This window comes from Pseudomonas sp. 1928-m (genome assembly GCF_029269135.1).
Taxonomy (GTDB): domain Bacteria; phylum Pseudomonadota; class Gammaproteobacteria; order Pseudomonadales; family Pseudomonadaceae; genus Aquipseudomonas.
In genome coordinates, this window is record NZ_JARIXO010000002.1 from 233420 (window position 1) to 257275 (window position 23856).

The 23856-nt window shown below is 63.0% G+C and carries 20 protein-coding genes; 10 read left to right on the forward strand and 10 right to left on the reverse strand.

Annotated features, from left to right (window positions below; translation table 11 throughout):
• Positions 1 to 45: 45 nt before the first annotated feature.
• The 4 genes from P3C18_RS10595 to P3C18_RS10610 all read right to left on the reverse strand — a co-directional run bounded on the left by P3C18_RS10595 (position 46) and on the right by P3C18_RS10610 (position 5115).
• Positions 46 to 1569, reverse strand: a complete 1524-nt coding sequence (locus tag P3C18_RS10595) for a hypothetical protein (RefSeq protein WP_275961824.1) — start codon at positions 1567 to 1569, stop codon at positions 46 to 48.
• The gene (locus P3C18_RS10600) at positions 1557 to 3602 is read right to left on the reverse strand and encodes a TonB-dependent receptor (RefSeq protein WP_275961825.1); all 2046 of its coding nucleotides are present in this window, start codon (positions 3600 to 3602) and stop codon (positions 1557 to 1559) included. Before P3C18_RS10600 ends, P3C18_RS10595 begins: the two co-directional genes overlap by 13 nt.
• A 126-nt stretch (positions 3603 to 3728) precedes the next feature.
• Positions 3729 to 4115 carry a DUF2946 domain-containing protein gene (locus P3C18_RS10605; RefSeq protein WP_275961826.1) on the reverse strand — a complete coding sequence of 129 codons (387 nt, stop codon included), beginning with the start codon at positions 4113 to 4115 and terminating at the stop codon, positions 3729 to 3731.
• 82 nt (positions 4116 to 4197) lie between these two features.
• Positions 4198 to 5115 (reverse strand): LysR family transcriptional regulator, encoded by a 918-nt coding sequence (locus P3C18_RS10610; RefSeq protein WP_275961827.1) that lies wholly within the window; start codon positions 5113 to 5115, stop codon positions 4198 to 4200.
• A 192-nt stretch (positions 5116 to 5307) separates the two neighbouring features.
• On the opposite strand from P3C18_RS10610, the gene P3C18_RS10615 reads away from it, so the two are divergent.
• From P3C18_RS10615 to P3C18_RS10630, 4 genes are all read left to right on the forward strand, one after another.
• Entirely contained in the window at positions 5308 to 5517 is a 210-nt protein-coding gene (locus P3C18_RS10615) for a putative quinol monooxygenase (RefSeq protein ID WP_275961829.1), read from the forward strand.
• A gap of 9 nt (positions 5518 to 5526) precedes the next feature.
• On the forward strand, positions 5527 to 6543 hold the full coding sequence (locus tag P3C18_RS10620; protein WP_275961830.1) for a zinc-binding alcohol dehydrogenase family protein: 1017 nt from the start codon (positions 5527 to 5529) through the stop codon (positions 6541 to 6543).
• A 167-nt stretch (positions 6544 to 6710) separates the two neighbouring features.
• Positions 6711 to 8594 (forward strand): PAS domain S-box protein, encoded by a 1884-nt coding sequence (locus P3C18_RS10625; protein WP_275961831.1) that lies wholly within the window; start codon positions 6711 to 6713, stop codon positions 8592 to 8594.
• Between the two features lie 69 nt (positions 8595 to 8663).
• Positions 8664 to 8843, forward strand: a complete 180-nt coding sequence (locus P3C18_RS10630) for a hypothetical protein (protein ID WP_275961832.1) — start codon at positions 8664 to 8666, stop codon at positions 8841 to 8843.
• A 146-nt stretch (positions 8844 to 8989) separates the two neighbouring features.
• On the opposite strand, the gene P3C18_RS10635 is transcribed toward P3C18_RS10630, so the two are convergent.
• From P3C18_RS10635 to P3C18_RS10645, 3 genes are all read right to left on the reverse strand, one after another.
• Positions 8990 to 10174 carry a multidrug effflux MFS transporter gene (locus P3C18_RS10635; RefSeq protein ID WP_275961833.1) on the reverse strand — a complete coding sequence of 395 codons (1185 nt, stop codon included), beginning with the start codon at positions 10172 to 10174 and terminating at the stop codon, positions 8990 to 8992.
• A 126-nt stretch (positions 10175 to 10300) separates the two neighbouring features.
• Positions 10301 to 13429 (reverse strand): efflux RND transporter permease subunit, encoded by a 3129-nt coding sequence (locus P3C18_RS10640; RefSeq protein ID WP_275961834.1) that lies wholly within the window; start codon positions 13427 to 13429, stop codon positions 10301 to 10303.
• A gap of 12 nt (positions 13430 to 13441) precedes the next feature.
• A complete protein-coding gene (locus tag P3C18_RS10645) occupies positions 13442 to 14581 on the reverse strand; it encodes an efflux RND transporter periplasmic adaptor subunit (protein WP_275961835.1) in 1140 nt (379 codons plus the stop codon).
• A gap of 138 nt (positions 14582 to 14719) precedes the next feature.
• Between P3C18_RS10645 and P3C18_RS10650 the strand changes: the two genes are divergently transcribed.
• Positions 14720 to 15364 (forward strand): TetR family transcriptional regulator, encoded by a 645-nt coding sequence (locus tag P3C18_RS10650; RefSeq protein WP_275961836.1) that lies wholly within the window; start codon positions 14720 to 14722, stop codon positions 15362 to 15364.
• Here the strand turns inward: P3C18_RS10650 and P3C18_RS10655 are convergent.
• Positions 15351 to 15563: a heavy-metal-associated domain-containing protein gene (locus P3C18_RS10655; RefSeq protein WP_275961837.1), complete on the reverse strand. Its 213-nt coding sequence runs from the start codon at positions 15561 to 15563 to the stop codon at positions 15351 to 15353. The genes P3C18_RS10650 and P3C18_RS10655 overlap by 14 nt on opposite strands.
• Positions 15564 to 15712: 149 nt before the next feature.
• Between P3C18_RS10655 and P3C18_RS10660 the strand changes: the two genes are divergently transcribed.
• Both P3C18_RS10660 and cueR read left to right on the forward strand, forming a co-directional pair.
• On the forward strand, positions 15713 to 18118 hold the full coding sequence (locus P3C18_RS10660) for a heavy metal translocating P-type ATPase (RefSeq protein ID WP_275961838.1): 2406 nt from the start codon (positions 15713 to 15715) through the stop codon (positions 18116 to 18118).
• A gap of 214 nt (positions 18119 to 18332) precedes the next feature.
• Complete coding sequence (cueR, locus tag P3C18_RS10665; RefSeq protein ID WP_275961839.1) at positions 18333 to 18731, forward strand: Cu(I)-responsive transcriptional regulator; 399 nt, start codon at positions 18333 to 18335, stop codon at positions 18729 to 18731.
• A 221-nt stretch (positions 18732 to 18952) separates the two neighbouring features.
• Here the strand turns inward: cueR and P3C18_RS10670 are convergent, their stop codons facing one another.
• Together P3C18_RS10670 and tesB are read right to left on the reverse strand one after the other, a co-directional pair.
• Positions 18953 to 19540 (reverse strand): HAD family hydrolase, encoded by a 588-nt coding sequence (locus P3C18_RS10670; RefSeq protein ID WP_275961840.1) that lies wholly within the window; start codon positions 19538 to 19540, stop codon positions 18953 to 18955.
• 16 nt (positions 19541 to 19556) lie between these two features.
• Positions 19557 to 20426 carry an acyl-CoA thioesterase II gene (gene tesB / locus P3C18_RS10675; protein ID WP_275961841.1) on the reverse strand — a complete coding sequence of 290 codons (870 nt, stop codon included), beginning with the start codon at positions 20424 to 20426 and terminating at the stop codon, positions 19557 to 19559.
• A 199-nt stretch (positions 20427 to 20625) separates the two neighbouring features.
• Between tesB and P3C18_RS10680 the strand changes: the two genes are divergently transcribed.
• The 3 genes from P3C18_RS10680 (at position 20626) to P3C18_RS10690 (ending at position 23798) form a co-directional block, all read left to right on the forward strand.
• The gene (locus P3C18_RS10680; RefSeq protein ID WP_275961842.1) at positions 20626 to 21546 is read left to right on the forward strand and encodes a histone deacetylase; all 921 of its coding nucleotides are present in this window, start codon (positions 20626 to 20628) and stop codon (positions 21544 to 21546) included.
• A 247-nt stretch (positions 21547 to 21793) separates the two neighbouring features.
• Positions 21794 to 22960, forward strand: a complete 1167-nt coding sequence (gene ampC, locus P3C18_RS10685) for a class C beta-lactamase (protein WP_275961843.1) — start codon at positions 21794 to 21796, stop codon at positions 22958 to 22960.
• 13 nt (positions 22961 to 22973) lie between these two features.
• Positions 22974 to 23798, forward strand: a complete 825-nt coding sequence (locus P3C18_RS10690) for a class I SAM-dependent methyltransferase (protein WP_275961844.1) — start codon at positions 22974 to 22976, stop codon at positions 23796 to 23798.
• The last annotated feature ends 58 nt before the right edge of the window (positions 23799 to 23856 follow it).

The window sequence follows — 23856 nt, forward strand, 5'->3', positions numbered from 1 at the left end:
GTCAACTCCAGGCATGGCCACAATCAGTGATGGATCGGCAGCGGTTCATCGGTGCTGCCCTCGGCGCAGCAGGCCCAGGCCCACCAGCGCCAACAGCACATGCGCCAGCGCGACGATGCCCAGCAGCAGGTGCTTGTAGCCATTGCCAAGGCCTGCGAGAAATTCCCACTTGTGCAGGTAGGCAAAGGTCCAGCCTTCCGTGCGGTCGGCATCCTGCACGCGGCTGGCCAGGGCACCATCTAACGGGTCGATAAACAGCGCGGTGTTGTGTGCATCGGCATAGCTGGCCTTGAACACCGGCAGACGCTTGAAGACGAAGCCGTATTCATGGTCGAAGCTGTGCTGCAGCGTGAGCGTCTGCGCCTCACCCAGCCCCAGGGACTTGGCGTAATGATCGAGGCGCTGCTGGGCATAACGGCGCGGCGTGTCATTGCCCAGTTCACGGCCCTGAGCATCCAGGTAGTGCAGGCTGGGCATGCTGGCGAACTGCTGCCCCTGGGCACGCCAGATCGGCTTGCCGTCGAGTTCAAGCAGGCTGAGCATGTACAGCTCTTCACCGGCCAGCAGCCAGTCGGCTGCCGGTGCGCTGTCCAGCTCGGCCACAGCAAAGCTCGGCACAAAGGGCGCTGGCCAGGGCTGCGTGCCCTGCTTGTGCAACAGGTGCCAGGCACCGCTGCTGGCAAAGCTCAGCGTCGCTAAGGCCAGCCCCAGCCCCCACCAGCCATGCAGCCGCCGGTTGAAGGTACGGGCACGCCGACGGGCGATAAAAAATGGCCGGGAGCCATTTTTAACGTCGCTCGGCGACGGCCCGTAGGGTCGCCGCCATGGATGGCGGGCGATAAATAGCGTGATACCGAACAGCGTCGCCGAGACAATCGAGGCCAGCAGCACCAGCATCAGCACCGGCCGCAACGGGCCCGCCGCATCCAGCCAGCGAAAGCTGTGCATCGTCTGGAAGAACGCGCTGAACCAAGCCTTGCGCTCATCCACCAGAGTGCCGAGGCGGTCATGGAACAGATCGACATACAGGCGCAACGAGTCATCGCGCTGGGTATCGATCCGCGCCACCGGCAGCAGGCGGTTGATAAAGGCATATTCGCTGGTAAAGCGCTCGATGCTGCCGGCGTAGGCCAGCGGCTCGTCACGGCCCAGGTAATGCCGCGCCAGGCTTTCGGCATGAGGGCCGGCCAGCTCGACCGCCTGACCACTGCGTGCATGCCAATAACGCGGCTGCAGCTCGCCGGCCAGACGCGCCTGGTAATACGGCTCAGCGGCCAGCACCAGCAGGCGCAAGCCCTGCACTTGCGTAACACCCGCAGCGCCGAGCACCTGCGCAGGGCTGCGCAGGTTATCCAGCGGCAACACCTGCTGCGGTGTGGCCATGGTTTGCGGACGCGGCTGCAGATAGCCCATCAGCGGGTGCAGCATGCCGCTGCCCGCCCAGCTGAAGATGCCCAGGCAGGCCAGCAGCGCCAGGCGCTTGTGCCACGGCATCAGCCGTAGCAGGCGCTGGCGCCAGGTCAGGCGCGGCAGCTCGTGCGCTTGCAGCGCCGCCGTCAAAGCTTCCACTCCAGGCCGACATACAGGCTGCGACCGTCACCGGGCATAAACAGCGCGGCATCCTGGCCACGGGCATTGGCCACAACGCCGGTAGTGGCGATATAGGTCTTATCCGAGAGGTTGCGCCCTTCGACGAAGAAGCCCAGACCTTCACGTGGACGATAACCGCCCTTCAGCCCCCAGATCGCATAGGCTTCTGCATACAGCGACTCGGCGTGGTCAGCGGCGTAATGCACCGGGACCCACTCGACCGTCGGGCCGGCGTACCAGCCACCCCGCTGCCACAACGCCTCACCCTTGAGGAACTGGCTCGGCACGCCGGCAATGCGGTTGTTGCCATAGGCCGGGTCGTTATCGAAGCGGAAGTCATTGAGCAGGTACTGGCCACGCAACACCAGCTCACCCAGCTGCCAGGCAGCACCGAACTCAATGCCCTGGTGGATCGTGCGGTCGGCGTTGGTGGTGACCACCAGAGTTGGGTTGAGCGGGTTGACGTAGCCCAGCAGCTCGTGGCGGATCTCGCTGCGGTAAACCGCCAGGTCCAGGTCCAGATTGCCCTGTTTGAACCGCATACCGGCTTCCAGGGTGGTGGCCTTCTGCGCCTCGTTCTCGGTGACGATGGCGCCACCGGTCAGCTCGCTGAAGGTCGGCGGCTCATAGCTCTGGCTGAGGTTGCTGAACAGCTGTACGCCGTCGGCCAGGTCATGGCGCAGGCCGATACGACCGATGCGTGCGCTGTAGCTGCGGTTGAAAGAAGCATCCTGATAACCAGTCGGCATGCCGACGAAGTTGAAGCTGCTTTTCAGTTTGTCGTCGATATCGCGCTCGCTATGCAGCCAGGTCAGGCCGCCGATCAGTGCCCAGTCTTCGGCTAGCGGCACTTCCAGTTCGGTAAAGGCATTCAGGCTGCGCGCGGTCTGCACCTGGCGATCCACCTGGTTGCCGCGTTTACCGGCGACGTTGACGTAGTTTTCCGCCTGATTGCGGCCCTGCAGCGCCTCCACGCCAGCATTCCAGCTCCAGCCGTCGCTGTTGTGCCATTTGTGGGTCAGGCGCACGCCGACATCTTCGCTGTCGACTTCCAGCACCTGGAAGATCGGGTGCCACAGCGATTTCTCGCTGTAGAAGCTCGACAGTTCCAGGCTGTGTCCGCCATCCAGTTGCAGAGTGGTGATATTGCCGATGCGGTTGAGGGTGAAGTCGCGCTTGTTATCGCCGGTCACCGTGCTCAGCGCGGCCTGCTCGGGGTTACGCCGCAGCTGCGCCTTGGTCAGGCTGCCGGGGATTTCCGAATCGGTTTCAACATGGCTGATATAAAAGCGGGTCGACAGTCGCTCGTTGATACGCCCGCCGATATTGGCGAAATAGCGCTGGTTTTCCTGGCGCGCGTGATCGCGAAAACCGTCCTGGGAATAATCGGAAAAACTCAGGTAGGCGTCCCAGTCGCCAAAGTCTTCGGCCACCGCTCCGAAGATGCGCTGGTAGTCGAAACTGCCCGCTTCGGTGCGCAGCTGCACCTTGGGCGCAGTTTTGCCGGTGGGCGTGACGAAGTTGATCGCCCCGCCCAGGTTGGCGGCGCCGTAGCGCCAGGCGTTGGCGCCACGCATGACTTCGATATGGTCCAGGGCAATCGGCTCGATGCTCTGGAAGTCGCCACTGCCATCAGCCAGGTTCAGCGGCGCGCCGTCCTGCATCAGCAGAATGCCGCGCTGGTGGAAGGTGCGCTGCAGGCCCGAACCACGGATCGACAGGCGCGACTCCTCGGCGCCGGAGCGCGACTGGATATACACGCCCGTGGCCTGGCCCAGAGCATCCTGCGGCGAACTGGCGCGGCCGGTCTTATAGGTTTCGCCATCGATCACGCTGGCGCCGCCGGGAATCCGCGCAAACTCGGCGCGCTTTTCGGCAATGCTCGGCGCAGTGGCATCAGGCTGCTGCTGACCGATCACGGTGCTGTCTTCCAGCTTGAGATGTTCGGCAAAGGCGGAACTGGCCAGGCTGACACTGACGGCCAGCAGACTGACTACGGATATCTGACGCATGAACTTCCCCAACTTCGGCTTATCGGGTGCCGCCTAAATACAGGCTTTGGGCACCGACAAACGCAGTTTCTTATCTGGTCTCAAGTAATAAGCGCGGCAAGCAAATGCGGCCGCAGCAAAGACAACTCAAGCTAGAACGGGGGATGCGCGGGGATTGGCCGAAGGCCAGAGATAGCGGACAGGTCGCGGGGTGAAGAAGAAGGTCAGCAGTGGCGCGCGGCTGGGGACCAGCAAGCCCAGCAGGCCGAAGAACGCCGCGAGAATGATCGCGCTGAAGGTGGAACTCAGGGCGCAGCCGGAGCCGGTGGCGGGGTTGGGCGCTACCACACCGGAGCCATCCAGATCGGCACCAGCGCCGAAGTTGCCGTCGAACGAGCAGTACTGGCTGCTCAAGCCGCTGAGCTGCAGACCAGCCATCTGCCCGTGACCGATACTGCAGGCGAACGCACTGAACAGAACGCTGAAATACAGCATCCAGGCCAGCAGGCGACGGTCAGTACGGGTCATTTTCATGGGGCGCGACTCTAGCATTGCTCTGGGGCGCATGTGACGCAGCAGCACTGCGATGGATTGCCGCAGCGCGCTGACGGCAATCTTAGTTCGGCCAAGGCGCATCCGCCAACAACTCTGCGCAGCGGAGTTGAACGAACTCACGCAGCAAGAGCACCGGTTTGCTCAGCTGCGCCCGGTGCGCGCAAATCAGGTTGAGCGGTGTCGGCTCGCCACGCAGTTCAGGTAGCAGCACCTGGAGCCTTCCGGCGCGCACATCGCCGGCCACATCCAGCCAGGATTTGTACACCAGCCCGGCGCCACTCACCGCCCAGCGCCGCACCACATCGGCGTCATCACTGACCCGGTCACCCTTAACGCTGATGCCCTGCTCGCGCTTGCCGTCGCTGAAGCGCCAGCGGTCATGCAGCCGTCCGCCGAGCATATAGATCAGGCAGTTGTGCTCGGCCAGTTCCTCCACCGCCTGTGGCGCGCCATGCTTGCGCAGGTACTGCGGTGCGGCGCACAGCACGCGCCGGTTAGACGCAGCCACTGGCAAGGCGACCAGGCTGGAGTCCTCCGGTGCGCCATAGCGCAGGGCAATGTCCACCGGCTCGCGGAACAGATCGGCCACGCGATCCCCCAGCAGCAGACGCAGCTGCACCTGCGGGTGCGCCTGCTGAAACTCATCCAGCCAGGGCAGCAAGGTATTGCGACCAAAGTCCGATGGTGCAGACAGTTGCAACGGCCCGCTGATGCCAACCTTGCTGCCGGCCAGTTGCTGCCGGCCGTCATCCAGACTCTGCAAGGCCAGGCGCGCATGGCCGAGAAACAGCTCGCCCTCCGGGGTTAGGCGCAGGCTACGAGTGGAGCGGCTGAACAGGCGCGCCTCCAGCTGCTGCTCCAGGCGCTTGAGCGCGGCGCTGGCCACCGCAGGGGAAATGTCCAGGCGCCGCGCGGCGGCCGAGAGATTGCCCAGATCAGCGGTGGTGACAAACAACTGCAGATCATCAAAACGCAGCATGGCGGCTCATTATCAAAAAAATATTGAAAGAGACTCTAGTAGCAGGCTGTTTTTCTCGTCAATCAAATAACCGAGCATGGCAGCACTTGAACCGGAGTCCGCCATGACCACGCCATTGACTTTGATTGCCACCATCACCGCGCGCCCCGGCCATGCCATGCCGAGGCGGTTGAGGCCGGCCTGCGCCAGCTGGTGCCGCCTAGCCAGGCCGAAGCCGGTTGCCTGCAATACAACCTGCACCTGCATCAGGAGCAGCCCAGCCGTTTCATCATGGTCGAGCAATGGCAGGACGCCGCCGCCCTTAGTGCGCACCAGCAGACCGCGCACTTTCTGCATTTCGTACAGACCTGCGGCAGCTTGCTGGAACAGGTCGATCATCAACTGATGCAACGCATTCTCTAAGGAGCCCTTATGAAAGCTGTCGCCTATTACCAATCCCTGCCTGCCGATCACGCTGACGCTTTGCAGGATGTCGAACTACCGGCACCCACGCCCGGCCCGCGCGATCTGCTGGTCGAGGTCAAGGCCATTTCGGTCAACCCGGTGGACACCAAGATCCGTCGCAACGTCGCCCCGGAAGGCGCCGCCGCCAAGGTGCTCGGTTGGGACGCCAGCGGTATCGTCAAAGCGGTGGGCAGCGAAGTCAGCCTGTTCCAGCCCGGCGACCGGGTCTATTACGCCGGCGCAATCAACCGCGCAGGGGCCAACAGCGAACTGCATGTGGTGGATGAGCGCATCGTCGGGCGTATGCCGGCAAAACTGCCGTTTGCCGAAGCCGCCGCCCTGCCGCTGACCGCGATCACCGCCTGGGAACTGCTCTTCGAGCGTCTGCAAATCACCCAGGGCAACGCCGATCAGGGCCAGAGCCTGCTGATCGTCGGCGCCGCCGGTGGCGTCGGTTCGGTGCTGGTGCAGCTGGCCCGTCAACTCACCGGCCTGACCGTGATCGCCACCGCATCTCGCCCGGAGACCCAGGCCTGGGTTCGCCAGCTGGGTGCACACCATGTGATCGACCATCGCCAGCCGCTGAGTGAAGAGCTGAAACGTATCGGCATTGATCAGGTGACCCACGTCGCCAGCCTGACCCAGACCGATCAGCACTTCGCGCAACTGGTCGAAGCCCTCGCCCCGCAAGGCCGCCTGGCGCTGATCGATGACCCGGAGCAGCCACTGGACATCATGCAGCTCAAGCGCAAAAGCTTGTCGCTGCACTGGGAGCTGATGTTTACCCGCTCGCTGTTCGAAACCGCGGACATGATCGAGCAGCATCGTCTGTTGAATCGGGTGGCCGAGCTGGTGGATGCCGGCACCTTGCAGACGACCCTGGGCGAGCACTTCGGCAGCATCAACGCGGCCAATCTGCGCCGCGCCCATGCGCTGCTGGAGAGCGGCACGGCCAAGGGCAAGATCGTCCTCGAAGGTTTTTAAAGCCGCTTAGCCACCCCGGCTCACGTGCTGCGTGGGCCGGGCAGCTTTTTTATCGCGCGCCCTGCATTCGACAAGCCGCAAGCTAGACTTAGGCCATTGCCTCCAGCAGTGTCGCTGGCAACAAGACCATCAATCCTCTCGACCTGGCTAGCCATTGGCGGTAAGGGATGCGACCCGATCTTCAAGGCCCACTGCGCCTGGCTGGCGTATATATCCTGTTCAGCGCCCTGTGGATTTTCGGCAGTGACTATCTGCTGCATGCCCTGGTCGAGGACAGCGAACTGGCGGCCGAGCTGCAAACAGGCAAAGGCCTGCTGTTTATTCTGCTCAGCACCGGGCTGATATTCCTGCTCAGCCAGCGTGACCGGCAGGCGCAGCGCCAACTGCTGGAAAAACTCACCCATAACAGCCGCCTGCTGCACCACACCCAGCGCAATGCCGGGCTCGGCAGCTGGGAGTACCGTAACGCTTTCTACTGGAGTGACGAGGCGCTCTGCCTGCTCGGCCGCGACGCTGATAGCCAGCCGTGCACCAGCGAACAGCTGCTCAGCTGGCTGCACCCCGCCGAACGTGCTGCCGTACAACGCGCTTTACTGGCCTTGCTGGAAGGCCACACCCCCATGATGGTGAGCGCCCGTCTGCTGCAACCCCAGCCACAGCAGGCCACCTGGCTGATGCTGCGCGGCGAGGTCGACGAGCACGGCCACATCCTCGGCACGGTGCAGAACATCAGCGCGCAGAAACATGATGAAAGCGCCCTGCGCGAAAGCGAGCAGCGCTTTCGTCTGCTGTTCGAGCAAACCCCACGGATTGCCGTGCAAGGCTATGACCGCGAACGCCGGGTGATTTACTGGAACCAGGCCAGCACCCTGCTCTATGGCTATGCCGTGCATGAGGTGATGGGGCGCCGCCTGGAAGAGCTGATCGTGCCGCTACCGGCGCGCAGCAAGGTGGCCAGTGCGATCAACCTGTGGCAACTCGGTGGCTCGCCGATTCCTGCAGCCGAGGTGCAATTGCAGCGCAAGGACGGCAGCCTGGTGTGGGTCTATTCCAGCCACCTGATGCTGCGCAACAGCCTCGACCAGCTGGAGCTGTACTGCGTCGATATCGACCTCACCGAACAGAAGAAAATGGACAGTGAGTTGCAGGTCAGCGAAAGCCGCTACCGTTCGCTGGTCGAGCACCTGGGTGATGCCGTTTTTATCACCGATACCGACGACAAACTGAGCTTCCTCAACCCGGCCTGGGAGCAGATCAGCGGTTACCCGATCCACGAAAGCCTGGGCAGCCCGTTGCAGCGCTTTATGCCGGAACTGGGCCAGGCCACCCTGCGCCAGCGCCTGGAAGAACTGCGCAGCGGTAAACTCGGCAGCCTGCGCCTGGAATGCCAGTTGCTCACCCTCAGCGGCCAGGCGCGTAGAGTCGAGCTGCACCTCAACCTGAGCCTGCCCGAGCACAGCCTGCACGGCAGCCTGCATGACGTACATGAGCGCCATCAGACCCAGCATCTGCAGCAGGCGCGCAATGCGGTGCTCGACGAACTGCTCGGCCTGCGCCCACTGCACAGCATCCTCAACGGCATCACCCGTCGCCTGGAAAACCTGCAACCGCAGATGCGTGTGTCGATCATGCTGCTCGATGAGCAGCAGCGCCTGCATCTCGGCGCCGCACCGAGCTTGCCGGAGGCTTATTGCCAGGCCATTGAGGGGATTGAGGCGGCGCTGGAGGTTGGCTCCTGCGGGCATGCCGCGGCGAGTGGCGAGCTGGTGATCGCCGAGGACCTCAGCCAGCATCCCTATTGGCGCGACTACCAGAGCGTTGCCCTGGCCGCCGGCCTGCGCGCGTGCTGGTCACTGCCGTTCAAGGATGACAGCGGCCAGGTGCTGGGCACCTTCGGCATCTACTACCCGCAGCCCAGCCGACCGAGCGCCGCAGATATCGCCCTGGTCACCGAATTCACCCGCCTGGCGGGGCTGGCCGTACAGTTCAGCGCCAACCCCAGCACAGCCAAAGTGAGCGAATCAGACCAACGGTACGCCAGCCGTGATTGATTTGTTACAGGTCAATGAAAGTTCATATTGAGCGACTAGACTGGCCCTTCTTGCATAGGAGGCTCGTCGATGAACGTCATGATCCAACCGGTAAAAACAGCTGCAGGCCCGGGCTGGCAAGTAAGTTTTGGCAAGCAGAGTGTCACTTTCCGCAGTGAAAGCGAGGCCCATCAGTTTGTCAGCACCCTGCAAGCGCGCCTGAGCGCGCCGCATAGGCTGCCATTCGAGCAACAGCGCGCCGCCAGCTAACAGCCCGTTGAAAAACTACCTACGTTGGCAATACGGCGTTAAAAACAGGCTCGGAATGCTCATTTACAACTCGTAAACTCCGCTTCCTCGCCTGTTTTTGCCTTGTCTTGCCTGCCTCGCCTACGTTTTTTCAACGGCCTGCGACCCTATGCGCGAATCGCGTTGCGCTCGACCCAGCGGGTAAATAGCGAAAAGCTCACGGCCAATACCCCGCAGCCGAAGATCACCACGGCAATCGGCCAGGCACTGCCGTCATGCAGCACGCCCACCATGGCGGCGGCACTGGCGGCGATGACGAACTGCAGACTACCGAGCAACGCCGAAGCACTGCCGGCATGGCTGCCCTGCCCCGCCATGGCGCACGCCGAGGCGTTGGGCAGGAGAATGCCCAGGCTGGCAATGCAGCCGAACAAGGGAATCAGCAGCGGCCACAACGCCTCTGGCTTGGCCAGCGCCACCAGCAGCAGGGCCAGGCCACAGGCCAGGTAAAACCACACGGTCTTGCCCAGCCAGTACGCCGGCCCGTGCCGCGCCACCAGCCAAGCATTCAGCTGCGCCACCAGAATAAAGCCCAGGGCATTGCTGCCGAACAACCAGCCGTAGTGCTCGGCGGGGATGCCATACAGCTCGATAAACACGAACGGCGAGCCGGCGATATAGGCAAACATCCCGGCAATCGCACAGCCGCCGGTCAGCGCATAACCGAGAAACGGCAAATCAGCGAACAGCCGCTTGTACTCCCCCAGGGCGCCGCGCAAAGGCGCTGGCGGCGAGTCCTTGGCCAGGGTTTCCGGCAGCCACTTAGCCACTGCCAACAGACAGACAAAACTGAACAGCGTCAGGCAGATAAAGATCGACGGCCAACCCAGCGTGCTGAGCAGCAGCCCACCGCCCAGCGGCGCGAGAATCGGCGCCAGGCCCATCACCAGCATCAGCTGGGAAAACACCTTGGCCGAGCTGATCGGGTCGCACAGATCACGCACCACTGCCCGCGACACCACCATCCCGGCGCAGCCACCCAGGGCCTGGACAAAGCGCGCGGCAATCAGCCATTCCAGGCTCGGCGCCAGGGCGCAGGCCAATGACGCCAGGCTGAACAGCATGACCCCGACCAACAGCGGTTTACGCCGGCCAAAGCGGTCAGCCAGCGGGCCGTACGCCAGCTGTCCAATAGCCAGGCCGGCAAAGTAGGCGGCCAATGACAGCTGCACATGCTCCACATCGGTGGCGAACGCGCGTGCCAGGGTTGGGAAGCTCGGCAGATAGAAATCGATGGCCAACGGGCCAAAGGCGCTTAACGCGCCAAGAATTAACAGAAGACGTAACGGCATGGGTGTCCAGAAATGAAATAACCGATGGAGCCGCTGCAGCCCGGATCAACCCCGAGCTACAACGGACTGACAAACCGCTCCCGGCGTGCATCCGGGCGACGGCTTGCCCTTACCAGCGGGCGCTGGTCAAACCGACGTGTCGGCCTTTTTCCGGCCCTTGCCGATTTTCTCTGCCAGCGACTCCACCAGCAGGTAGAACATCGGGATCAGGAAGATCGCCAGGAAGGTCGCCGCCATCATCCCGCCGATAACCCCGGTGCCAATCGAGTGACGGCTGGCCGAGCCTGCGCCCGAGCTGATCGCCAGCGGTACAACACCGAGAATAAACGCCAGCGAGGTCATGATGATCGGGCGGAAACGCAGGCGCGAAGCCTCCAGCGCCGACTCGAAGATGCCCATGCCCTGATGCCTGCAGAGCACGGCGAACTCGACGATCAGGATGGCGTTCTTCGCCGCCAGACCGATCAGGGTGACCAGACCCACCTGGAAATACAGGTCGTTCTCGATGCCGCGCAGCCACACCGCGAGAATCGCGCCGAACACCGCAAACGGCACCGCAGTGACCACCGCCAGCGGCAGGGTCCAGCGCTCGTACTGGGCAGCAAGAATCAGGAACACCATGATCAGGCCGAAGACGAAGGCACTGCTGCCCGAGCCTTGCGACGCCACTTCCTGGAACGCCGAGCCGGTCCAGCCAATGCTGTAATCGCTGCCCAGCACTTCATCCGCCACTTGCTGAATCGCGTTCAGGGCCTGGCCGGAGCTGAAGCCAGGTGCCGGTCCGCCGAGGATCTTCGCCGCAGGATAGACGTTGAAGCGTGCGTAGGTGTCCGGGCCGAGAATCCGCTCGACCTTGACCAGGCTGGCCAGCGACACCAGTTCGCCACTGCCCGCGCGCACATAGACCTGGGACAGGTCTTCCGGCTTGCTGCGGAACTCTGCTTCGGCCTGCAAGCTGACCTGGAAGGTACGCCCATACAGGCTGAAATCGTTGACGTAGTAGCTGCCGAACGTCGCCTGCATGGCGGTGAATACATCATTCACCGCCACGCCCAGGGCGCGCGCCTTGGTGCGGTCCAGGTCAATAAAGTACTGCGGCACGTTGGCGCTGAAGGTGCTTTGTACCCCAGCCAGCTCAGGGCGCTTGGCCGCAGCGGCGAGGAAGGCTTGCACCTTGGCCGCCAGCTCAGCGGTGGTGCCGCCACTGCGGTCCTGGATAAAACCTTCGAAACCGCCAGTGGTGCTCATGCCGGTGATCGGTGGCGGGTTAAAGCTCAGCACCACACCATCTTTCTGCGCAGCACCCATGCCCATAAATTCGCCGGTCAGGTTGCGTGCATCCAGCTCAGGCGTGGTGCGCTCGCTCCAGTCTTTCAACGGCACGAAGGACACCCCGGCGTTGCTGCGGGTGCCGAAGGTCAGCACGTCGAAGCCGGCAAAGGTCACCACATCCTGTACGGCAGGGTGCGCCATCAGTTGCTGGGTCACGTCGCCGGTAAGCTTCTCGGTGCGGGTCAGCGAGGCGGCTGGCGGCAGGAAGTAGGCGTTGATCACATAACCCTGGTCTTCGTTTGGCACCAGGGAGCTGGGCACCCGGTTGAACAGCACCACCATCAGCGCAATCATCGCGCCGAACAGCAGCAGGCCCACCGCCGAACGCTTGAGGAAGAAGCGCACGCCCGCGGTGTAGCCGTTGGTCAGCTTGTCGAAGACCCGGTTGAAGGCGCGGAACGGCGCGGCCGGCTCATGGTGCCCAGGCTTGAGCAGCAAGGCGCACAGCGCCGGGCTCAAGGTCAGGGCGACGATGCCGGAGATCACCACCGACACGGCAATGGTGATGGCGAACTGTTTATACATCTCCCCGGCCAGGCCGCCGAGGAAGCCCACCGGCACGAATACCGCGCAGAGCACCAACACGATGGCGATGATCGGCCCGGTGACCTCTTCCATGGCTTTGATGGTCGCTTCACGCGGGCCGATCTTGTCGGTGGCCATCACCCGCTCGACGTTTTCGATCACCACAATGGCGTCGTCCACCACGATACCGATGGCCAGCACCATGCCGAACAGGGTCAGCAGGTTGATCGAGAAGCCGAGCATGTACATACCGGCGAAAGTGCCGACCAGCGAAACCGGAATTGCCAGCACCGGGATCAGCGTGGCGCGCCAGTTCTGCAGGAAGATAAACACCACCAGCACCACCAGGATCAGCGCTTCGAAGAAGGTGTGGATCACCTCCTTGATCGATACCTGCACGAATTTGGTGGTGTCGTACGGCACTTTGTAGGTCATGCCGCTGGGGAAGTTCTGCGACAGCCGCTCCAGGGTCTTGCTCACTGCCTCGGCGGTGTCCAGGGCATTCGCGCCGGGCTGCAGATACACGCCGAAAGCGGCGTTCTGCTGACCGTTGAGCGAGGTCATCAGCGAGTAATCCTGGGCACCCAGTTCGATCCGCGCGACATCCTTGAGCAACAAACTGGCACCGGTGTCGTCGGTGCGCAGAATGACGTTTTCGAATTCTTTCGGGTCGGTGAAACGGCCCTGGGTGGTTACCGTGTAGGTGAAATCCTGCTCCTGCTTGAGCGGCTGCTGACCAAAGCTGCCGGCGGCGAACTGCGAGTTCTGCTCGCGGATCGAATTGACCACATCGGTCGGTGTCAGGTTGTACTGCGCCAGCTTGTCCGGACGCAGCCAGATGCGCATGGAATAGTCTTTCGAGCCGAACTGGCTGACATCACCGACGCCCGGCAGGCGTTTGAGCTCGTCGATCACGTTGATCAGCGCGTAGTTGCTGATATACACCGGGTCGCGCGAGCCATCCGGCGAGTACAGGGTCACCACCTGAAGAATGTCCGAGGACTTCTTCTGCACCTTGACGCCCTGTCGGCGCACTTCTTCCGGCAATTTGGCCAGGGCAGCCTGGACACGGTTGTTGACGTCGATGGTGGCCTGATCGGGGTCGCGACCTACCTCGAAGTACACCGACAGGCTCATGGCGTTACCGCCGGAGTTGGACTGCTGGTAGATCATCCCCTCAACGCCGTTGATCGACTGCTCCAGCGGCGCGGCCACTGTTTCGGCAATCACCTGGGCGCTGGCACCAGCGTAACTGGCGCTGACCGACACCTGCGGCGGGAGGATCTGCGGGTACTGGGCAATCGGCAACGAGCGCATGGCCATCAGGCCCGCCAGCACGATGATGATCGAGATGACCGCGGCAAATACCGGACGGTCGATAAAGAAGCGTGAGATCACCGGGGACGCTCCTTAGGATTGGCTGGCGGCTGGGGCGGCAACTTTTACCGGGCTGTCCGGACGCACCTTCGGCAAGCCCTCGACGATCACCCGATCACCGGCGTTGATGCCGGAAACAATCACCCAGCGGCCTTTGGCGGTGTGCCCAGTGGTGACCTGGCGCATGCGCGCCACGCCGCCTTCATCCACCACATACACAAAGGTTCCGGCCGGGCCCTGGGCAATCGCGCGCTCCGGCAGGGTCATGGCATTGGGGATGCTCAGGCCTTTGACCTGCACCCGCACGAACTGGCCCGGCAACAGCGTCTGATCCGGGTTGGGCACCACGGCGCGAGCGCTGACGGTGCCGGTGCCGCGATCCACCAGGCTATCGGTAAAGTCCACCTTGCCTTCCAGCGGGTAGACGCTGCCGTCACCGAGCTTGATCTGCACGCTCATCTTGCCGTCTTCCGGCAGCACCAGGCTGCCGTTCTGCAGGCCGCTGCGCACGCTTTCCACATCGGAATCCGGGGCGGCGAAGTTGACGTAGATCGGGTCCAGCTGGGTGATGTTGCTCAGCAGGCTGGCACTTGGATCGCCGGCCACCATCAGGCTGCCTTCGGAGACGGTTTCCTTACTGGTGATCCCGGAGATCGGCGCTTTTACCGTGGTGTAGTCGAGGTCGATCTGCTTGGATTGCACTTCGGCCTCAGCGGCCTGGATATTCGCCTTGCTCTGCTCGAAGTTGGAGACCGCGTTGTCCAGCTCGCTCTCGCTGGCAAAGCCCTTTTTCTGCAGTTCGCGGATGCGCTTGAGGTCGCGCTCGGTCTGCCGATAGCGCGCCTGCTCCTGCGCCAGCGCGCCCTTGGCGCGGCTCAATGCGGCCTGGTAGGTGCGCGGGTCGATGCGAAACATCACCTGGCCTTTCTTGACCTGGCTGCCTTCCAGATAAGTGCGCTCCTGCAGAATGCCACTGACCTGGGCCCGCACCTGCACTTCACGGAAACCCGCAGTGCGCGCGGAGTACTCAAGCTCCAGCGGCAGAGCCTCGGCCTTGACGGTCTCTACCACCACCTCGGGCGCTGGCGGAGCATCGGCGGCAAACAGCGGGGCGGCCAAAAAAGCCAACAGCAAGGAACCGGCAGTAACCGGCAGACGACGGGGAAAAAGCATGGGTGTCTCCGAAAAAACGCAAGGCGCAACGTTTGAGACCGGCAATGCTAGTTACATACACAAGTGTTTGTAAATAGAACATTACCCTTAAGTTCATTACACTTTGTGCTGAGCCTAGCCAGAAATACGCCTGCCGCCATGCGTCGAACCAAAGAAGAAGCCGAGAAAACCCGTTGCGCCATTCTTGAAGCCGCCGAAACGCTGTTTCTGGAAAAAGGCGTGGCGCACACCAGCCTGGAGCACATCGCCCGGCATGCCGGGGTGACGCGCGGCGCGGTGTATTGGCACTTTGCCAACAAGGCTGATCTGTTCAACGCCATGCTCAACCAGGTGCGCCTGCCGCCGGAGCAGCTGGCCGAACGCATGCGCGGCTGCCCCGAGCACGACCCACTAATGACCCTGCGCGAGCTATGTATCGAGGCCATCGAGAACCTGGCCCGCGACCCGCAGAAGAAACGCATCTTCACCATCCTGCTGCGCAGGTGTGAATTCACCGAAGAACTGCGCGAGGCCGAAGAGCGCCAGGAAGCCTTTATCAACCTGTTTATCGCGCTCTGCGAGCAGCAGTTCAACACGCCGTCAGTGCGCCTGCGCCTGCATGCCGGGCTGACGCCGCGCCTGGCTGCGCGTACCGTGCATGCGTTGCTGATCGGCCTGTTCTACGACTGGTCGCGCGACCCCAATCTGTTCGACCCACTCAGCGACACCGCGCCGATGGTCGACGCCTGCTTTCGCGGGCTGATCCGCGACTGGCCAAACCCTGCAGGGCTTACGCCAGGCTGACGCCGTAACCCTGCTCGACGATGGCGACCATCAGCTGATCCACCGACACGCTGCTGCTCACCCGCACTTCACCACCGGGAAACTTCACTTTCACATCAGCCGCCGGGTCACAGGCCAACAGCGCCTCGGTGATGGTCTTGACGCAATTCTGGCAAGTCATGCCATCGACCCGGAATGCGTGAACCTGAGAAACCTGCATAAACAACCTCCTGAATAAATAAGCCGCCATGGTAACCGCACAGCTGCAGTCTTGGCCTTGCCATAAGGGTAAGGTCAAGGGATAAAAGGCCTTGACCTTGACAGCATGGCAAGGTTGATCCTGTGCTGGAACTCAATGGAGGACCACCCATGTCCAGCCTCACCACCTTCAACCTGCCCATCATCGGCATGACCTGCACCAGCTGTGCCGGGCGGGTCGAGCGCGCCCTGGCCAAGGTGGCCAATGTCGCCAGCGTCAGCATCAACCTGGCCAGTGAACAGGCGCGGGTCGAAGCGCCTGCCGACAGCCTGGAACAGTTGGTCAATGCCGTTAGCGCGGCCGGCTATGCGGTGCCCAGCGAGCGCCTAGAGCTAGCTCTTTCCGGCATGACCTGCGCCAGCTGCGCGGGACGTATCGAACGCGCCCTGGCGCAACAGCCGGGCGTGCTCTCGGTCAGCGTCAACCTGGCCAGCGAGCGCGCGCAGCTGCAGGTGCTGCGCGGTACTGATCTCAACGACCTGCTGCAGGCCGTCAGCCAGGCCTGCTACCGCGCCAGCGTGCTGGACGATGCAACACAGGCTCAACCAACGCCCGAGCGGCATCTGCAGCGCGAGCGCTGGTCGCTGCTGCTGGCGATTGTGCTAACCCTACCGCTGGTCATTCCCATGCTCGTCGAACCCTTCGGCCTGCACTGGATGCTACCGGCCTGGCTGCAGTTCGCCCTGGCCACGCCGGTGCAATTTATCTTCGGCGCGCGCTTCTACCGCGCCGCCTGGAGCGCGCTACTCGCCCGTGCCGGGAATATGGATCAGCTGGTGGCCATCGGCACCAGCGCCGCCTATGGCCTGAGCCTGTATCAATGGGCGGCAAGCCCGACTGGCAGCATGCCGCATCTGTACTTCGAAGCCTCGGCGGTGATCATCACGCTGATCCTGCTCGGCAAATACCTGGAAAGCCGCGCCAAACGCCAAACCAGCAGCGCCATTCGCGCCCTGCAGGCGCTGCGCCCGGAACGCGCCTTGCGTCTGCAGGGTGGCGTCGAGCAGTGGGTAGCGCTGGGCGAGCTGCAGCTGGGCGACTGCATTGTGGTCAAGCCAGGCGAACGCTTCCCGGTCGACGGGCGGGTAACGCAAGGCCAGAGCCATGCCGACGAAGCCCTGATCAGCGGCGAAAGCCTGCCACAGCCCAAGCAGCCGGGCGACAGCGTCACCGCCGGGGCCATCAATGGCGAAGGCCGCCTGCTGGTGGAAACCACCGCACTCGGTGCGGAAACCGTGCTGTCACGCATCATTCGCCTGGTCGAAGATGCCCAGGCAGCGAAAGCGCCGATCCAGAAGCTGGTGGATAAAGTCAGCCAGGTTTTCGTGCCCAGCGTGCTGCTGATCGCTCTGGCCACATTGTTCGGCTGGCTGCTGCTTGGCGCAGGTATCGAAACCGCGCTGCTAAATGCCGTTGCAGTGCTGGTGATCGCCTGCCCCTGCGCCCTTGGCCTGGCCACGCCCACGGCAATCATGGCAGGTACCGGCGTGGCGGCGCGCCACGGCATTTTGATCAAGGACGCCGAAGCCCTGGAAATCGCCCATTCGGTAACCCTGGTGGCCTTCGATAAAACCGGCACCCTGACCGCAGGCAGCCCGCGCATTGCCCATCTGCGCGCGGTCGATGGCCCTGACGCAGAACACAGCACCCAGCTGCTGCAACTGGCCGGCGCCCTGCAGCGCGGCAGCGAACACCCGCTGGCCAAAGCGGTGCTGGACCCATGCACAGAACAGCAGCTGAACCTCGCTGAGGTCAGCAACAGCAAGGCGCTGGCCGGGCGTGGTATCGCCGGGCAGATCGGCGAACGGCAGCTGGCCCTGGGCAACAAGCGCCTGCTGGAAGAACACTTTCTGCTACCTGACGAACTGGCTGCCGACGCCCTGGCCTGGGAGGCCGAAGGCCGCACCCTGTCCTGGCTGCTGGAATTGGCGCCGCAACCGCAGGTGCTCGGTCTGTTCGCCTTTGGCGACACGCTCAAGCCGGGTGCAGCCGAGGCCATCGCCGCGCTGACCGCTCAAGGCATTGCCAGCCATCTGATCAGCGGCGACAACCCTGGTAGCGTCAAGGCCGTAGCCGAGGCCCTTGGCATCAGCGCCGCGCATGCCGAAGTGCTGCCGGCGGACAAGGCATCGATTATCAGCGAGCTGAAAAAACATGCAGTGGTGGCCATGGTCGGCGATGGCATCAACGATGCACCGGCGCTGGCTGCCGCCGATGTCGGCATCGCCATGGGCAGCGGCACCGATGTGGCCATGCACGCCGCCGGCATCACCCTGATGCGCGGCGACCCGCGCCTGGTGGCCGACGCCCTGGATATCAGCCGGCGCACCTACAACAAGATCCGCCAGAACCTGTTCTGGGCCTTTGCCTATAACCTGGTCGGCATTCCCCTGGCGGCAGCTGGGCTGCTTAACCCGATGCTCGCCGGCGCGGCTATGGCGCTGTCCAGCGTTAGCGTGGTGAGCAATGCCTTGCTGCTAAAAACCTGGAAACCGAAGAGCTCGGAAACCGTGTAGCCCGGATGAAATCCGGGAGCGCGTTGCTAGGCGCTGAACCGCCCCGGATTGCATCCGGGCTACCAGGCTGAATCCCTAAAAAACCAAGGAGCGACCTTGGACAACGACAACGATTTCACGCACAGCCGTAGGATGGGTCGGGCCGCGCAGGTGCCAACCCATCATCGCCTGATGGGTTTCACCCATCCTACGCAAGCAGATTGGGAGACAAAAAATGAATATCGGCCAAGCCGCCAAGCAAACCGGCCTTAGCGCCAAGATGATTCGTTACTACGAAAGCATTGACCTGCTGCCCGCAGCCGACCGCACCGACAGCGGCTACCGCCAATACAGCCAGCAGGACCTGCATCGCCTGGCGTTTATCAAGCGCTCACGCGACCTGGGCTTTTCCCTGGCCGAAGTCAGCCAGCTACTGGTCCTGTGGCAGGACCGTCAACGCGCCAGCGCCGACGTAAAAGCCCTGGCTGCCGCGCATATCAGCGAACTGGAACGCAAGATCAGCGAACTCAGCGGCCTGCGCGACACCCTCAAGGATTTGATGGACAACTGCCAGGGCAACGACCGCCCGGACTGCCCGATACTCAAGGATCTGGAATCCGGCTGCTGTCATTAACAGACGCTGCGATTAACCGTAGCCCGGATGAAATCCGGGGCATTGCCGGATACGCGCGCCGCCGTCCCGGATTGCGCTGCGCTTATCCAGGCTACTCGAACTGCCCGATCTTTAAGGACCTGGAGTCCGGCGGCTGTCATTGAATAAACACACGTAGGGTGGATGCCGCTTCACCCATCCACCACAGGGGCAATTGGTGGATGGATAAAACGCCATCCACCCTACAACAGCTGCTGCAACGCCCGGCAATCCACGGCGAAATGATCGGCCAGCTCCGGCCAGGGGTTTTCTGCCAGGTTGACCAACACGCTGCGCGCCCCAGCCGCGCGAGCGCATTCCAGGTCAAAGCGGTAGTCGCCCACCATCACCAGCTCGCTCGGCGCGACCTGCCAGCTTCTGGCGAAATGCAGCAGCCCGCCAGGGTCAGGCTTGGGCGGCGCTTCATCGCGGCCGATCACGTCCGGCACGGCAAAGCAGTCATCCAGGCCAATGGCGCGCAGGGTCAGCAGCGCCAGTTCATGGGCATTACGAGTGAGAATGCCGAGGCGACAGCCACGCCCGTGCAGCTCGCGCACCAGCTCAATCGCCCCAGGGGCCGGCTCGGCGGTCAGCGCCAGTTCACGCTCATGTTCCAGCAACCAGGCGTGTTTGGCCGCAGCCACGGCCTCAGGCAGCGCGGCCAGATGACCAAGAATGTCGTCTTCCAACGGAATATCCAGCGCCCGCTTGATTGCCTCGAAGTCGTGCACTGCCAGGGTCAGGGTGCCGTCCATATCGAACACCCAGTGCTTCGCACTGCACAAAGTCACTTCCAATCCTCACGGCTCATTTCCAATCCTCACGGACTCGGGTCAGTCCCTCTTGCGCCACGGAGGCGACCAGCTGGCCCTGGCGATTGAAGATGCTGCCGCGCGAGAAGCCGCGGGCATTGCCGGCCCAGGGGCTGTCCATGCTGTACAGCAGCCAGTCGTCCATACGCAGGTTGCCGTGGAACCACAGCGAGTGGTCGAGGCTGGCGACCTGCATAAACTTCTGGAACACCGACACGCCATGGGGCTGCATCGAGGTGGTCAGCAGGTTGAAATCGCTCGCGTAGGCCAGCAGCAGCTTGTGCAATTGCGGCTCGTCCGGCAGCGGCGCGGCAGCACGGAACCACACATGCTTGATCGGCTCGCACGGCTTGGGCGCGAAGGGGTTGATCAACGTGATCGGGCGAATTTCGATGGGTTTGTCGCTGGTAGCGCGCTCACGCATACGCTCGGGAATTATCGCCTCGACCATGCGCGCCAGCTCGGTTTCCGATTTCAGCTCTTCCGGCCCCGGCACTTCTGGCATCAAATTCTGATGGTGAAAGCCTTCTTCATCGAACTGGAACGACGCGCTGCAGGTAAAGATCGGCTTGCCCTTCTGGATCGCCGTTACCCGCCGCGTGCTGAAGCTGCCGCCATCACGCACGCGCTCAACCTGATAAACCACCGGCAGCGTGGCATCGCCTGGGCGCAGAAAATAGCCGTGCATGGAATGCACATGGCGCGCGGTATCCACCGTCTGGCTGGCCGCCGAGACGCACTGACCGAGCACCTGACCGCCATACAACTGGCGAAAGCCGAGGTCCTGGCTGACCCCGCGGAATAGATTTTCTTCGATGGTTTCCAGGGTCAGCAGGGCGACCAACTCATTCAACACCTGACTCATGCATGCTCTCCTGTTAACGCATCTGGCCGTGTATGGGGGTAGTGCGGGCGAGATGGTAAAGACTTTGCCAACGCTTGTCGGCCCGACTGAAAGATGGATGCGGACAATAATGGCAGCATTATGGCCAATCGACAGCCAGCCTTGAGTGTCGGATAAGACTGCCGCCATACTTCGGCCACTTCCACCCGAGCCCGCCACCATGCGCCTGCCGCTGGTTTATCACGACGATTACAGCCCGCCCTTCCCGGCCAACCACCGCTTCCCCATGGAGAAGTTTCGCCTGCTGCGCGATCACCTGGTGGACAGCGGCCTAAGCACCGACGCCGAGCTGCTACGCCCTGAACTCTGCCCCGCCGAGGTACTCGCCCTGGCCCATTGCCCGGCCTATATCGAGCGCTTTGCCAGCGGCGAACTGGCTTATGAAGAGCAACGCCGCCTCGGTCTGCCCTGGAGTGCAGCCCTGGCGCAGCGCACCATTCGGGCCGTGGGTGGCTCGCTGCTGGCGGCGGAGCAGGCGCTGCAACACGGTCTAGCCTGTCACCTGGCCGGCGGCACTCACCATGCGCATTACGACCACCCGGCCGGCTTCTGCATCTTCAATGACCTGGCGGTGATCAGTCAGTACCTGCTGGCCAGCGGCAAGGCTCAGCGTGTGCTGATTTTTGACTGCGACGTGCACCAGGGCGACGGCACCGCGCGCCTGCTGGAAAATACCCCGGAGGCGATCACCGTTTCACTGCACTGCGAAAAGAACTACCCGGCGCGCAAGGCCACCAGTGACTGGGATATTCCCCTGCCCAACGGCATGGGCGATGCCGACTATTTAAAGGTGGTGGATGACACCCTCAACTACCTGCTGGCGCTCTACCAGCCGGATATCGTGCTCTACGACGCCGGCGTGGATGTGCACCAGCACGACGCCCTCGGCTACCTCAACCTGACGGACGCCGGCATCGCTGCCCGTGACGCAGCCGTGCTCAACCACTGCCTGGACCGTGATATCCCGGTGGTTGGGCTGATCGGCGGCGGCTACGACAAGGACCGCATGGCCCTGGCCAGGCGCCACGGCATTCTGCATCACAGCGCGGCAAAGGTATGGCAGGCGCACGGGCTGGGATAAAGGCTAACGTATTGCATTGGACCATCACCACTGAGCCCGAGATGGCCTGGTCCCGTAGGGTGCGCCGTGCGCACCAAGGATTTGCAACCGGGTTGGTGCGCATGGCGCACCCTACCTGTTGCAGTCTCTGCAAGACGGGTTCTAGTCTGCCCAGTCAGGCAACGCATCAACGGCACAGAGCCGGGATAAAACCAGCACCGGGCGCGGTCATATCGCGCATCTTTACGACCAAGGAATTGCTAACAACATGTACGGAAAACTCAGCACCCTGCCGGCCCTGCTGGCCGCACTGGCATTCGGCACCTGCACTGCCGCGCACGCAGACGACACACTGCAGTCGCTGGTGGACGCCACCATTCGCCCGGTGATGGCGGAACACGATATTCCCGGCATGGCCGTGGCGATCACTCACAACGGCCAGGCCCACTACTTCAACTATGGCGTGGCGCGCCTGGACGAGCAGCAGCCCGTGACCAGCGACACCCTGTTTGAAATCGGCTCGCTGAGCAAACCGCTCACTGCCACCCTCGCCGCATTGGCTCAGAGCACCGGCAAGCTGACCCTCGCCGACAGCGCCGGCCAGCACTGGCCCGAGCTGCAAGGCAGCAAGCTGGAACACGCTAGCCTGCTCAACCTCGGCACCTACACCGCCGGCGGGCTGCCGCTGCAGTTCCCCGACAACGTGACCGACCCGGCCAGCATGCTCGCCTATTACCGCCAGTGGCAGCCCGAGCATATCGCCGGTACTCACAGACGCTATTCCAACCCCAGCATCGGCCTGCTGGGCATGCTCGCCGCCAAGAGCATGGGTCAGCCGTTTCCCACGCTGATGGAAGGCACGCTGTTCCCCGCGCTCGGCATGCCGCACAGTTATATCCAGGTGCCGGCGGCGCAGATGCCGCGCTACGCCTACGGCTACAGCAAAGACAACCAGCCGCTACGGGTTACGCCGGGGATGCTCGACGCCGAAGCCTACGGGGTGAAAACCAACGCCAAGGACATGCTGCGTTTTGTCCAGGCCAACCTCAGCCCCGCAGGCCTGGATGCGGACCTGCAGCGCGCCATCGCCATTACCCACACCGGCTATTACCGCGTCGGCGAGCTGACCCAGGGCCTCGGTTGGGAGCGTTACCCCTACCCGATCAGCCTGGAGCGCCTGCAGGCTGGCAATTCCCCGGCCATGGCCATGGAGTCACAACCCGCAACACGCCTAGCGCCACCTGAAACCGAGCCAGGCGACAGCCTGTTCAATAAAACCGGCTCCACTGGCGGCTTCGGCGCCTACGCGGTGTTTGTCCCCAACCAGGACCTTGGCCTGGTCATGCTGGCCAACAAGAACTACCCCAACGCAGCCAGAATAAAGGCCGCGCACGCCATACTGAGCGCGCTGGATAAGCATTCCCCCACACACTGAATGGAATACCGTCATGGATGACTCTTTTGCGCTGAACAAAGCCAACTGGAACGAGCGCGCGGCCTTGCATGCGGCTTCGCCGGACTATCAGATCCCACTGTTTATCGCCTCACCCGCGCATTTATCTGAGGTGGTGCGCTTTGATCTGCCCCGCCTCGGCGATATCAGCGGTCTGCGTGCGGTGCATCTGCAATGCCATATCGGCACCGACACCCTGTCGCTGGCCCGCCTGGGCGCGCAGATGAGCGGTCTGGATTTTTCCTCCGCCTCGCTGGAGCAGGCCCGCCAACTGGCGCATGCCTGCGACACCCGCATAGAGTTCGTCGAAGCCTCGGTCTACGACGCTGCCAAGGTGCTTGGCGCGCAATCGTTCGATCTGGTTTATACGGGCATCRGCGCGCTGAACTGGTTGCCGCATATCAATGACTGGGCACGCAATGTCGCCGCCCTGCTGAAACCCGGCGGCCGCCTGTTTCTGCGTGAAGCCCACCCCGTGCTGATGGCGCTCGACGAAGACTGCGAGGACGCCCTGCAGATTGCCCACCCCTATTTCGAACACAGCGAACCAACCGTCTGGGATGACGAGCACACCTACGTCGAAACCGACACCCTGCTGACCGCCACCATCACCCATGAATGGAACCACGGCCTGGGCGAAATCATCACGGCGCTGCTGCGTCACGGCATGCGCCTGACTGCCCTGGAAGAACACACCAGCCTGCCCTGGGACGCCCTGCCGGGGCAGATGAGCCTGGGTGAGGATGGCGAGTGGCGGCTGAATAGCCAGCCAGAACGGCTACCACTGAGCTATACGCTGCAGGCGGTCAAGGTCGGGTAAACCGTAGGATGGCGTTGAGCGTAGCGATACCCATCGGCAGGTATCGCTGCGACGCCAG